Below are 12,554 nucleotides of genomic sequence, written 5' to 3'. Positions count from 1 at the left end.
GCCTTCATCGACGAATTGACCGCGTGGGGTTATGCTCCACGCGGTTTTTGTTTTGTGCCAATCTCGGCACATCCCGCCCCGGTCTGATGCCGGTTCGCGGTTACATAGAGGTGCATTCTGATGCTGGCTCGTTTTTCGGTGGCTCTGGCCGCCATGGTTGCGGTTGTCGCGGCCTCAAATTTTCTCGTTCAGTTCCCGGTCGATATCCAGATGGGACCGATCCATCTCGGTGATATTCTCACCTGGGGTGCGTTTACCTATCCGGTAGCGTTTCTGATCACCGATCTGACCAATCGCACCTTTGGTCCGGCCCGGGCCCGCGTGGTTGTGATGGCCGGTTTTGCCGTTGCCGTGCTGATTTCGATCTATCTGGCAACGCCGCGTATCGCCATTGCCTCTGGCACGGCGTTCCTGACCGCCCAGTTCCTCGATATCTCGATCTTTGACCGGTTGCGCACCAGCGTGTGGTGGAAGGCCCCTGTGGTCTCCTCACTGATCGGCTCGGCGATCGATACGGTGATCTTCTTCTCGCTGGCCTTTGCGGCGCCCTTCGCGGTGCTCGACAGCCTGTTTGGCCGCGAAGATGGCTCGCTGGCCTTCCCCGCGCCGCTGCTGGGCGTTGGTCCTGAGGTTGAGCTGTGGGTGTCGCTGGGTCTGGGCGACTTCCTGGTCAAGCTGCTGCTCGCAGCACTGCTGCTGGTGCCCTATAAGAGCATCAGGGACTGGCTGGCCGGCCGTGAGGCCGTCGCAGCCTAGATCACAGGTAGGAGGCGGCTGAAGCGATCAGTCGCCTTCGCCGGGCGCTTCGGAGAAGTATTTCTCGAACTTGCCGGATTCGCCGTCCTTGTCCTTGGCCTCTGGCAGCGGATCGCGCCGCTCGGTCAGATTGGGCCAGACGGACGCAAACTTGGTGTTGACCTCGAGCCAGTGATCGAGCCCGCTTTCGGTATCGGGCTTGATGGCCTCTGCCGGACATTCAGGCTCGCACACGCCGCAGTCGATGCACTCGTCGGGGTGGATCACCAGCATGTTCTCGCCCTCATAGAAGCAGTCCACAGGACACACTTCCACGCAGTCGGTGTACTTACAGGCGATGCAGTTATCGGTGACGATGTAGGTCATCTAGGCGGCAATCCCGAACAGGAGCCCGGTCCGCACAAGGGGTCGCGGCGGGGCAAGTCTCAACAGTCCGGTGCTAAACTTTTTTTCCGTGCCCTGCAAGGCTGGCGGGTGGCAGGGTTTGGCGTGATTGGCACGCTAGAAGGCAAAATTTATCAAGCGCTTGGGCTGGGCCAATGCCGAAACACCAGATCTTCGGGGTCCTGACCCCTGGCGTCAGGGTCGTGCATGGCGCCCATGCGCCGGGCAAGCGCGATCGAGCGCGTATTGTCTTGGTCGATATAGCTGACCAGATTGGGTAACCCCAGATGCTCAAACGCCCAGTCGCGCAGCTCGACTGCTGCTTCGAAGGCATAGCCATGCCCTTCGTGGCCAGCATAGACAAACCAGCCCAGTTCCTTTTCGGGAAAAAGCGGGCCGTGATTGATGCCGACCTCGCCGACGCAGGCTCCGGTGGCGCGTCGCTCGATCATCAGGCAGCCATGGCCGAATAACTGCCATTGGGCCACATCATTGCAGAACATGCCCCAGGCGGCGCGCCCATCAAAGGGGCCGCCCATATAGCGTGCGCGCGGCGACGCCATCAGCTCAGCGTAGGCGTGGAAGTCCGTATGTACCGGCGGGCGCAGGATCAGCCGCTCGGTCTGCAGCGTGGGGATGGGTTTCATCGCTCATCCTGGGTGCCGCGCAGGCGGTCAGTCTCGCGCCGTTCCTTTTTGGTGGGGCGACCGGCGCCTTCATCGCGCGGAGCGATGGCAGCGTCATAGGGCGACAGTTCGGCTTTGGGCAGGGGTGGCGGGGAGAGGTCTTCGTAGAGTCCCTGAGCCTCGCTGGCTGGGCCGCGACGGGTGCCGGGATCAATGATGCGCCACACCGTGATACGATTGTGCAGTGACATGGTCAGCACATCGCCGGCGCCGACCTTGTAGTCGCTGCGCTGGGTGGGTTCGGAATTGATCCGGACACTACCTGCTTCGATGAATTTCTGGGCCAAGGTGCGCGATTTTATGGCGCGCGCAAAGAACAGGAACCTGTCGAGCCGCTCCTTGCGGGCGGCGGGCTCGACAGGCCCCCCCAATTGCTACTTGGCCTTGCCGTCGCGCAGGGCGGCAAGCTTGGCGAATGGGCTGTCGGGATCGAAAGCCTTTTCGCGCTTTTCTTCACGCGGCTGCTGGAACTTGGCGCGCTCACCCTTCTGGCTGTCGGGGCGGCGATTGTCGTTGCGACCACGCCCTTCGGGCTTGGCCTTGGGATTGAGGTGCTGGGCCTTGGTCAGGTCCTGCACTTCGCCCTCAGGGCGCCGCTTGGATGGCGTGCTGCGCTGACGCTCACCCTCGGGCCGGCGACGGCTTTCATGCCGCTTATTGTCCGGACGCTTGCCGCTGGGGGACCAGATCTCATCGTATTCTGGTTCTGCTGGGGCTGTCTCGCCTGCCGTTTCGGGCGCATCCTCGACAATGGTGGTGGCGGGAATGGGCGCCGTCTCAGCCAGTGTTGCGGGGGTGGTGACTGCCTCGAGAGGGGCCTCATGGGTGGCGTCTGTCGAGGCGGGATTGTCGGTCAGAGTTTCCTCAAGCGCCGGCGCTTCTGCGCTGGCCTCGGCAGGCACCACCGGCGCCGCAACCTTTGGCGTGCGTTTGACGCGATAGCCAAGCGAGCTCAGGATCGAGGCGAAATCTTCGCCCGAGCAGCCCAGCAGCGAGGTCATTTCCACGGTGACGCGGAAGCCGTTGCCCTCGGCTGCACCAGCGGGCAGGTCGCCCTGGCTGCGGGTTGGATCAAGCGCAATGAGCGGACGGATGATGTCAGCCAGACGTTCGAGAATGTCGACCCGGACGGCGCGCTTGCCAGCAACCTTGAAGCCGGCAATCTCATACAGGCGCGTATCGACTTCGGGATCGACCACAAAGCTGGTGCGGCCCGAGAGGACGATATGGGGAATGTCGGTCACGCCAGCCTGGCGGATGCCGCCATTCTTGAGCGCAAACAGAATCAGTGCCAGCTCGCGCGGGGCGGGCTTGAGCGAAAGCGGCAGATAGATGTGATAGGCGCCGAACTTGATGCCCAGCTTACGCATCTTGCCGCGGACGTCCTGATCGAGATTCTTGACCTCGTCGGCAACCTGCGGACGCGGGATCAGGCCCAGATGCTCAAACAGCTGGAACGCGATGCCACGTGCCGTGCCATCGAGATCAGCTGGAGCCTCAAGCGCCATGACGGGTTCGAGGATGGTGTTGACGTGGTGGCGCAGCCACAGGCCGAGACGATCCTGCACACGTTCCAGATCCGGACCGGTCAGGGTTTCGTCAGCCAGGATCAGAATGCGCGGCCGATAAAGGGTCTCGCCCTCGATCAGTTCGGCGACAATGTCGCCCTTCCAGCGCAGGCGACCGTCGGTGGCCAGCACAAATTCTTCATTGGGCGCGCCAGCCAGGCGTTCGGCCCGGTGGTGTATTTCGGGCGCCACCACTTGATCGGCGGCGGCGCGCAGACCCTTGGTGTCGGCGTCGCCATCATTGCGCGCCAGGGTGAAACGGAAGCCTTCGAGCGTGCCGATGAGGTGGCCTTCCAGCCGTACTTCGCCGCGCTCATTGATCTCGGGAGATGCCATACGTTTGTCTTTCAGGTGACGAAGCAGCACGCTGGTGCGCCGATCGACGAAGCGTTGAGTAAGCCGCTCGTGCAGCGCATCACTCAGTCGGTCTTCAATGTCTCGGGTCTTTTCGCGCCAATGTGAAGGGTCTGCAAGCCAGTTTTTGCGGTTCGCGACGAAGGTCCATGTTCGGATCTGCTTGATCCGGTTGCTCAAAGTGTCGATGTCGCCGCTCGCATTGTCGCAAAAGCGGACCTGCTCGGCAATCCAATCTGCGTTGACCTTACCATGCTTGACTAAGTCAGAGTAAATACGGGTAACGATTTCACCGTGATTGCCCGGTGAAATGCCCTGATAATCAGGGATTTGGCAACATTCCCAGAGCAAACGCGCGCCGTCCAGCCCACGCGCCAGTTTGCCGGCTTCATTGCGTGAGACAAATTCGAGCGCGCGTTGATCCTTGGCGATGGGCACACGGGCCAATGTGCGGGTGTCCGACGTCGCTTCGAGACTGTTGAGCAAGGCGGGGATCGACGAATAATCCAGCCGATTGTTGCGCCATTGCAGCACTTTGACGGGCGCAAAATCGTGGGTTTCGAGCGCCACGACCATTTCTTCGTCGAATCCCTGGGTCCCGCCGGTCACGCCAAAGCTGCCATTGCGGGCGTGACGACCGGCGCGGCCGGCGATCTGGCCGAGCTCGGCGGCGGTCAGTGGGCGGCTGGTATGGCCATCAAACTTGCTGTCATCGGCAAAGGCCACGTGGTGGATATCGAGATTGAGTCCCATCCCGATGGCGTCGGTGGCGACGAGAAAATCAACATCGCCATTTTGATAGAGTTCAACCTGAGCATTACGGGTGCGCGGGCTCAGGGCGCCCATCACGACTGCTGCGCCGCCACGCTCGCGACGGATCAGTTCGGCAATGGCGTAAACCTGTCGCGCCGAAAAGGCGACAATGGCCGAGCGTGCCGGCTGGCGCGAAATCTTCTTGGAGCCCGAATAGGTCAAATGGCTGAAGCGGGGGCGGTCAATGATCTGGGCATGGGGCAACAGGCTGCGGATCACTGGCGCCATGGTGGCGGCGCCCAGCAGCAAGGTTTCGTACATGCCGCGCGCATGCAGAATGCGGTCCGTAAAGACGTGACCGCGGTCAAAATCGGTTGCGGTCTGGATTTCGTCAATCGCCAGACAATCCACACGGATATCGGTGGGCATGGCCTCGACCGTGCAAACCCAATAGCGCGGCTTGGCGGGAACGATACGTTCCTCCCCGGTAATTAGCGCCACCGATTGCTCTCCCACCCGTTCAACAACGCGCTGATAGACCTCGCGCGCCAGCAAGCGCAAAGGAAGGCCAATCATCCCGGTGGGATGGGCCAACATGCGTTCAATGGCAAAATAGGTCTTGCCGGTATTGGTGGGGCCAAGGATCGCCTTGACGGATTGGGCGGGCGCGGAGGTCATTTCGCATCAATGTAAGGGGTCGTTGCGACACTTGCGAGTGGTTCACGCAAATGTCCCAAGAAAGGACAGCATACAGGACCTTTGTGTGGCAGGTCTTAAGTCTTGGAACAAGGGGCGAACGAAACGGAACCGAATCGGCGCGAATCGGATAATCCGGCTTCGTTCACGGCTAGGGGTGGTGGGTGTGCAGCGCCAGCACACACAAGAGCCGTCGAGTTGGGCTGAAATGACACAAAGACGGCCCCGATTGTCTTCAACTTCCCTTACAGCTGGTAAAGATCGGGCTCTTAGCGGTGTTTGTGACCAGAAGCTTAACGGCACTGCGCCGGATTTTTCTGCGGCGTTTTTGCCTGTACGCCCGCCATTGCTGGGCTGGTTGCGACCATCTTCATCATAAAGCTGATTGACGTCCTGTTCCGGGACAGGCGCCTGGTGGTGCTGCAGGGGAGCGGACGCGACGAGAAGCGCTTTGCCATCTTGGTGCAGTTTGACTATGGTCCGCGCGGTTTTTCAGCCCAGAAATGGCATCATGTCAGACGATATTCGCCCCGTCCCGCAGCCCGGTATTCTTGATATCGCGGCCTATCTTCCCGGCAAGTCAGGCGCAGCGGGCAGCAATGCCGTCAAGCTGTCGGCCAATGAGTCCCCGCTTGGCGCCAGCCCCAAGGCAATTGAGGCGTTCCAGTCGGCAGCAGCGCAGCTGGAGATCTATCCCGAAGGCTCCTCCAAGATCCTGCGCACGGCACTCTCGGAAGTCCACGGCGTGGATGCGGACCGCATTGTGTGCGGCAATGGCTCGGACGATCTGCTGCATCTAATTGCCCAGTGCTATCTGGGCGAAGGCGATGAGGCGGTGATGAACCGCTATGGGTTTTCGGTCTATCCGATCATTACGCGGGCCGCCGGTGCGCGCATCGTTCTGGTCGATGAAATCAATTATACCGCCGATGTCGACGCCTTGCTGGCAGCGGTCACGGCCAAGACGAAAATCGTCTGGCTGGCCAATCCGAACAATCCCACAGGGACCTATGTCAGCGATGCAGAAGTGCGGCGGCTGCATGCCGGCCTGCGCCCCGATATCCTGCTGGTGATCGACAATGCCTATGCGGAATATGTGACTGCCGAGGATTACGACGTCGGCCAGAAGCTGGTGGCCGAGGCCAATAATGTGGTCATGGTTCGGACCTTCTCGAAGATGGGACTGGCAGCGGCCCGTATCGGCTGGCTTGTCGGTTCGCCCGAACTGGTCGATGTGCTCAACCGTGTGCGCGGGCCGTTCAATGTCAATCTGCCAGGGCAGTTGGCCGCGGCGGCAGCAACGCGCGACACTGAATTCACCGCGCGTCTGCAGGCGCACAATGCGCAGTGGCGTGACTGGATCGCCCAGGAGCTGGATTCAAACCACATGCATGTGGTGCCCAGCCAGGGCAATTTCGTGATGGTGCTGTTCCCCGACGCCGAACATGCCCGGCTGGCTTTCGACACATTGGCCGAGCGTGGGCTGATTGTGCGCGAGATCGGGCCGTCCTATGGCATTGAGGCGGGGCTGCGCATTTCCATTGGTTCAGAGCAGGCGATGCGTGGCGTTGTCGGCATTCTCAAGGCATTGGTCGAGATTTCATGAGCGTTCATTTTCGCAAGCTGGCCCTGATCGGCATTGGTCTGATCGGTTCTTCGATTGCTCTGGCCGCGCGGCGGCAGGGGCTGGTCGAGGTGATCTCCATTGCCACCCGCAAGCAGGATACGCTGGATGAGGCACGCGAATTGGGGCTGGGCGATATCTATACGCTTGATGCCGCCGAAGCCGTGCGCGGCGCCGATCTGGTCATCCTGTGCACGCCGGTGGGGGCTTATGAGAGCGTGATCAAGACGATTGCGCCTGCGCTAGAGCCGGGTGCCATCGTTTCTGATGTCGGTTCGGTAAAGGGCCATGTGATCAAGGCGCTGGCGCCGCACATCCCCGAAGGTGTCAGCCTTATTCCAGGCCATCCGCTGGCGGGCACCGAGCATTCGGGACCCGCAGCCGGGTTTGCCGAGTTGTTCACCGGGCGCTGGTGCGTGCTGACCCCGACCGAGGATGTCAATCCGGCACAGACCGAAAAGCTGGCAGCATTCTGGCGCGCCATGGGCAGCCAGGTTGAAGCCATGGACGCGGCTCACCACGACATGGTGCTGGCAATTACCAGTCATATTCCGCATCTGGTGGCCTACAATATAGTAGGCACGGTGGCCGATCTCGAAGCGGCGACGCAGTCAGAAGTGATCAAATTCTCGGCTTCGGGCTTCCGCGATTTCACCCGTATTGCCGCGTCCGACCCGGTGATGTGGCGCGACGTGTTTTTGACCAATCGCGATGCCGTGCTTGAAATGCTGGGGCGGTTCACCGAGGACTTGAGTGTGTTGCAGCGCGCCGTTCGGACAGGCGATGGCCCGGCGCTCGAAGCCATGTTCACCCGCACCCGCGCTATCCGCCGCTCGATCATTTCGGCGGGGCAGGAGACGGCTGCGCCAGACTTTGGCCGGCCGCATGAAGCGCCGCCAGCCTCGCCCCTACCGATTGTGCGCGAACATGGTGGCGGCGACGACGCCTAGGCAGGTGGAGGCCTAGTAGAGCGGGGGCAGGGCGGCGATGGGTATCAGACCCGAATAGATGCCGCCGGACCGGAAGTTGATCTGGTTGGCATAGGAGCCGTCAGGTGCCGGGGCGCCCAGTACCAGCGTGCGCCAGGGTTCTTCAAGCAGCGGACCGATACGTTCGGCCACCCCGGTCGAGGCAATGGTGATCTGACCATCGATCTGGCCCTGCGCGTCGAGTGCCAGCGCGCCCTCCGCATCCAGCGTCGAGCCGGCGTCAGTGCCGCGCACGGCGATGATCTTGAGCTGGCCATCGGCAGCCTGCAGGCTGGGCAGCAGATTGGGATCGCCCCAATTGCGCACATCGTCAGGCAGCCCGGACAGTTCGAGCTGCACTTCGGCATTGGTGTCGCTCAGGGTCAGGGCGGGATAGGCCAGATCATTGGCCAGCATGTAACCGGCCAGCGCAGCGGTCTGGCGCTGTGCGTCGTGCTGCTCGGGAATGTCAAACAGGTGCAACTCGACCAATGGGGTCGCCGCGATCTGGCTTTGGCCAAACAGCGTATCGGACCACACCACATCCCTGGCCGAAACCGATGCGCGGGCAATGCGCCAGTCGGACAGGCGCACACTGGCTTCGAGTGTCGACCAGGACACGCTATTGCGCGTGCCGGTAAAGGTGTCGCCCACCTGCAGCGGGCCAAGGGCTGAGGCCAGCATATGGGTGGGAGCATAGACGCGGACGGATGCGCGCAGGCCGGGCAGGTCGAACACCATGTCGCCGCTGACGATGCTGGCCTGGGTGCAGTCGGCGTCGAAACGGAAGGGAAAGCCACCCACATCCAGTGTCTGGCAGGTGATCTGCGGGCTGGTGATGCCGTCAGCCTGCGCCTGGGCGGCGATCTGCTGTTTGACCAGACCGGCCAGAACGAGCCAGGCAAGGCTCCAGGCCACGACGACGGCGAGCACGACACTGCCCAGAATGATGATTCGTTTCTTCATGGCTGGCACTCTTAGCGGTGGGGATGGCAAAGCGCTATCGCATCATGTGGCGCCGGGGTGGTGCAAACCGGGTCGCCCCTGAAATGCAGGGCCGCTATCGCTGGATGGCAATTGTCTTGGGCGGCAGGTTTGCCTAAGTTTCTGGTCAGGATATGGCAATGACAGAACACAGCGACGAGAACACAAACTGGGTCTTTGGCTACGGCTCCCTGATCTGGAATCCCGGCTTTCCTCATATTGGCGCGCAACAGGGGCTGCTGCGCGGCGCGCATCGCAGCCTGTCGATCGTTTCGCATCATCATCGCGGTACGGTGGAGCGTCCGGGCCTGGTGTTTGGTCTGGCGCGCGGTGGTTCATGCCGCGGCATGGCCTTTGAGGTGGCTCGGCATGACTGGGCCGATGTGCAGGCCTATCTTGAAGAGCGTGAACAGGTCACGGCGGTCTATCGTGATGTGACGCGGCCGGTGCATCTGGCCGACGGGCGGGCGATCCGGGCGCTGACCTTCGTGGTCGACGAGCGCCACGAACAGTTTGCCGGCAAGCTCAGCCTGGAGCAGCAATTGGCGATGGTGCGGGCAGGGGTTGGCCTGTCAGGGCGCAATATCGACTATGTGCTCAATACGGCGACGCATTTGCAGTCACTGGGCATAACCGACCGGCAATTGCAGGCGCTTGCAACAATGCTGCGCGAGGAAGAAGCCGCGGCGGCTTAGGCCGCCTGCGCTTCAGGGAGCGGTTCAGCGCCCTCGAGATCCCAGATTGTGGAAAGTCGTTCGGCATCGGCGCCGGGGGTCAGCAGGCGGAACACGCGATCTGCGCAATCAAGGGCCAGACGGAACCGGGAGCGGCTGAGTGGATCGTTGACCAGTTCGCTGGTCGAGCCCACCCACAGCACATGCGCCCCCTTGGCGATGATATAGAGTTCGGCATCACCCATGCAGAAATGGTCGATATTCTCGCTGGCCAGATCATAGGCGCGGCCCGAACGACCCTGCCAATGGCTGTGGCGGCCAAAATTGTGACTGACGACTTTGCTGTAGTTCCCGGCCATATCACGCCATCCTGATAGCGAGCATTGCATTAGAACAAAAATAGAACAAAATGCAATCTATGTCAAGCCCGGTGCAGGCTTGTATCTATATCTATGGTTCTGTTCGCTCCTGCCGTCAATATATAGTGCTTAGACGTCGGGTGTCGCGGCTTTCTTGAGGGCATCGAACTTGCTCCGAAGATCGGGCCCGATCGGGCGCGACAGACCTTGCGCTTCAGCCTTGAGGGCCAGTTCGTTGGACTGTGATTCGATGGCTTTTTTGAGTCGATCCATAAACACGTCGGGGGCCAGGCCCGCTTCAATGGCGGGCAGGAACTCAGCTTCGGCAGTGCCGGGCCAGATAACGGGGCTGTTGCGGCCCCAGAACAGGCCAGAATTGAGCGCTACGGGCACCACGGGCACATTGAGTTCCATATAGAGCCTGACGATTCCCTGGCGGTAGTCGGCGGGCGCCAGGGCAGCGCGGCGGGTACCCTCGGGGAAAATGACGATGCGGCAGCCGCGTTCAATGGCGGCGTGGGCCTGGCGCATCATGGAGGGGATGGCCTCGGCGCCCTTGCGGCGGTCAACCTCGATACAGTCGAGCGAGCGGGCAGCCCAGCCGAAGAAGGGAATGCGCATCAGCTCCTTCTTGACGATATAGGCCGGGCGACCGGTATAGGGGAACAGAGCAAAGACGTCCCAGTCGCTCTGGTGCTTGGCCGCGATGATGCAGCCGCCCTCGGGGATATTGTGCTGGCCGCTGACCTTGGTTTTGACGCCGGTGAGCCAGCGCAACAATTGCAGGCTGGAAGCGCACCAGTAGACCGCGATGGCCCAGCTGGCCTTGGTGCGGCCGGTGATCAGCGCAATGGTGCCCAGAATGATGGCGACGATCGCGGTTTGACCGATGAACAGCGCATAGAACACTGCGGTACGAATTGCCTGAATGACCACTCGAAAAATCTCCTTCGGCGTCCTGCCGCTGTCAGCGTCATAACGGGCAGAAGTGCTTTTGGCGAGGCGTTTGCTGGCGTTTGTGGCCAGAAGCGTCGTGGTTCAGGAGGTCTGGGCGAGGTAGCGCCGGACCGTGTGGCGCGAGGTTATGGCGGTCAGGGCAGCAATCACCGGGATGACGGCTGCAATCGAGATCATGCCATCAAGGCCCAGCGCAAAGCGCCCGAACAGCACGCCGACCTGGGTACCTGCTTCGCTGGAGAGCATATTGCCCGCAGCGGTGCCCACCAGAACGAAGAACAGCAATGCGGCGACCGCGCCAAGCAGGCCGCCCTGCAAGCCAATCGAGAGAAAACGCCCCTGAAATTCGCCAGCGATGAATTTGTTGGAGGCGCCAATATAGTGCAGCACGTCAACAATTTCACGGTTGGTCGCCATGGCGCCGCGGGTGGCAAAGATGATGGCGAGCACGGTCGCTGCGCCAATCAGCAGCAGCACCAGCAGGCCCGAGAGCACAATGGTGCCGGCCATGGTGTTGAGCTGCTGGCGCCAGACGGCGTGGGTATCGAGGCTGGCCCCGGTGACGGCTGCCAGATTGCGCTCGAGCCCGGCAATATCGGCATCCTGCGGGTCGGCGAGCTGCACCACGACAAGCCGGGGGATTTCGATCGCCGTCAGATCAAGCCCGGCGCCAAGCCAGGGCTCAAGCAGCTTTTCGCTCTCTTGCAGCGTCAGGGCGCGCGCCGAGGCGACACCTGGCGTGGCCTGCGCCAGCGAGACGGCGGTGCGCAGATTGGACTCCATCACTTCGCCCTCGACAGGACGGATCTGGATGGTCACTTCGCGACCGACATCGGCCGACCAGGCGATGGCAGATTTCTGGACCAGCACAACGCCACCCAGAGTGACCGCCGAGAGAAAGCCCATAATGGTGATCATCAGCAGCAGGGTGCGACCGGCGACGCTTTTTTCGGGGACGATGGGGGCGGCGCCGACGCGGCGTGGCAGCAGAGCCAGAATGCGCTCAATCATGAATGGCCAGCTCCCCATTGCTCAGCAGCATGCGTGGATAGTTGAACTTGTCGAGCAGCGGCAGTTCATGGGTGGCCAGAATGATGGTCATGCCCAGCGTCCGGTTGAGTTCGGCAAACAGGTGCACCAGCCGGCTCGACAGATCGGGGTCGACATTGCCGGTGGGCTCATCAGCCAGCAGCACTTTGGGCCGGGCGATCACGGCGCGTGCAATGGCGGCACGCTGTTTTTCGCCGCCCGAAAGCAGGGATGGCGGGGCGTTCATCCGTTCGCCCAGTCCCACCCATTCGAGCAGCTCGGTGACATTGGGGCGATATTCGCTCTCGGGCTGACCCAGCACGCGCAGTGGCAGCGCGACATTTTCAAATGTGGTCAGGTGATCGAGCAGGCGGAATTCCTGGAATACGATACCGATATGACGACGCATCTGCAGCAGGCGGTCCTGGCTGAGATCGCTGACGTCTTCGCCAAACATGGTGACGCGGCCGCGCGATGGCTTGAGCGAGAGCAGCAGCAGGCGCAGCAGGCTGGTCTTGCCGGCGCCCGATGGCCCGGTCAGGAAATGGAACGAGCCCGGCTCCACTGAGAAACTCAGGTCACGCAGTACCTCGGGGCCATTGCCATAGCGCAATCCCACATCGGAAAATTCGATCAAGATTGCAGGCTCCCACTTGCTCGGCTTGGTTCAGGCGAATCAGGCATTGGCCGCATCATAACAGCGGCGGTGGTCTGATGCGGCACGCGCACCTGCTTGGCCGCACCAAAGCGGCATAAATGTGG

The 12,554-nt window shown here is 61.7% G+C and carries 13 protein-coding genes; 4 read left to right on the top strand and 9 right to left on the bottom strand.

Annotated features, from left to right (window positions below; translation table 11 throughout):
* Positions 1-120: 120 nt before the first annotated feature.
* Positions 121-756 (top strand): VUT family protein, encoded by a 636-nt coding sequence (locus KD146_RS15510; protein WP_212659749.1) that lies wholly within the window; start codon positions 121-123, stop codon positions 754-756.
* Between the two features lie 27 nt (positions 757-783).
* Here KD146_RS15510 and fdxA read toward each other — a convergent pair whose 3' ends face one another.
* From fdxA to KD146_RS15490, 4 genes are all read right to left on the bottom strand, one after another.
* Entirely contained in the window at positions 784-1,122 is a 339-nt protein-coding gene (gene fdxA / locus KD146_RS15505; protein ID WP_212659748.1) for a ferredoxin FdxA, read from the bottom strand.
* Positions 1,123-1,274: 152 nt separating this feature from the next.
* The gene (locus tag KD146_RS15500) at positions 1,275-1,787 is read right to left on the bottom strand and encodes a GNAT family N-acetyltransferase (protein ID WP_212659747.1); all 513 of its coding nucleotides are present in this window, start codon (positions 1,785-1,787) and stop codon (positions 1,275-1,277) included.
* Positions 1,784-2,197 (bottom strand): RNA-binding S4 domain-containing protein, encoded by a 414-nt coding sequence (locus KD146_RS15495; RefSeq protein WP_212659746.1) that lies wholly within the window; start codon positions 2,195-2,197, stop codon positions 1,784-1,786. Before KD146_RS15495 ends, KD146_RS15500 begins: the two co-directional genes overlap by 4 nt.
* Positions 2,198-2,200: 3 nt before the next feature.
* Positions 2,201-5,179, bottom strand: a complete 2,979-nt coding sequence (locus KD146_RS15490) for a helicase-related protein (protein ID WP_212659745.1) — start codon at positions 5,177-5,179, stop codon at positions 2,201-2,203.
* A 529-nt stretch (positions 5,180-5,708) separates the two neighbouring features.
* Between KD146_RS15490 and hisC the strand changes: the two genes are divergently transcribed.
* Both hisC and KD146_RS15480 read left to right on the top strand, forming a co-directional pair.
* The gene (hisC, locus tag KD146_RS15485; protein ID WP_212659744.1) at positions 5,709-6,803 is read left to right on the top strand and encodes a histidinol-phosphate transaminase; all 1,095 of its coding nucleotides are present in this window, start codon (positions 5,709-5,711) and stop codon (positions 6,801-6,803) included.
* Positions 6,800-7,771 (top strand): prephenate/arogenate dehydrogenase family protein, encoded by a 972-nt coding sequence (locus tag KD146_RS15480; RefSeq protein WP_212659743.1) that lies wholly within the window; start codon positions 6,800-6,802, stop codon positions 7,769-7,771. The genes hisC and KD146_RS15480 overlap by 4 nt, the downstream gene beginning before the upstream one ends.
* A 12-nt stretch (positions 7,772-7,783) precedes the next feature.
* Here KD146_RS15480 and KD146_RS15475 read toward each other — a convergent pair whose 3' ends face one another.
* On the bottom strand, positions 7,784-8,755 hold the full coding sequence (locus KD146_RS15475; RefSeq protein WP_212659742.1) for a DUF2125 domain-containing protein: 972 nt from the start codon (positions 8,753-8,755) through the stop codon (positions 7,784-7,786).
* A gap of 158 nt (positions 8,756-8,913) precedes the next feature.
* Between KD146_RS15475 and KD146_RS15470 the strand changes: the two genes are divergently transcribed.
* Positions 8,914-9,468, top strand: coding sequence for a gamma-glutamylcyclotransferase (locus KD146_RS15470; protein WP_345790837.1), 555 nt, complete (start codon positions 8,914-8,916; stop codon positions 9,466-9,468).
* Here KD146_RS15470 and KD146_RS15465 read toward each other — a convergent pair.
* The 4 genes from KD146_RS15465 to ftsE all read right to left on the bottom strand — a co-directional run bounded on the left by KD146_RS15465 (position 9,465) and on the right by ftsE (position 12,429).
* Positions 9,465-9,806: a hypothetical protein gene (locus tag KD146_RS15465; RefSeq protein ID WP_212659740.1), complete on the bottom strand. Its 342-nt coding sequence runs from the start codon at positions 9,804-9,806 to the stop codon at positions 9,465-9,467. The two genes, KD146_RS15470 and KD146_RS15465, sit on opposite strands and share 4 nt — an antisense overlap.
* A gap of 129 nt (positions 9,807-9,935) precedes the next feature.
* Entirely contained in the window at positions 9,936-10,742 is an 807-nt protein-coding gene (locus KD146_RS15460; RefSeq protein WP_212659739.1) for a lysophospholipid acyltransferase family protein, read from the bottom strand.
* Between the two features lie 102 nt (positions 10,743-10,844).
* Positions 10,845-11,774, bottom strand: a complete 930-nt coding sequence (locus KD146_RS15455; RefSeq protein ID WP_212659738.1) for a cell division protein FtsX — start codon at positions 11,772-11,774, stop codon at positions 10,845-10,847.
* Positions 11,767-12,429: a cell division ATP-binding protein FtsE gene (gene ftsE / locus KD146_RS15450; RefSeq protein ID WP_212659737.1), complete on the bottom strand. Its 663-nt coding sequence runs from the start codon at positions 12,427-12,429 to the stop codon at positions 11,767-11,769. Before ftsE ends, KD146_RS15455 begins: the two co-directional genes overlap by 8 nt.
* Positions 12,430-12,554 lie beyond the last annotated feature (125 nt).

It is taken from the genome of Devosia litorisediminis (genome assembly GCF_018334155.1).
GTDB lineage: Bacteria > Pseudomonadota > Alphaproteobacteria > Rhizobiales > Devosiaceae > Devosia > Devosia litorisediminis.
The sequence above is the reverse complement of the archived record's forward strand: the minus strand, read 5'-3'. Positions and strand labels throughout refer to the sequence as shown.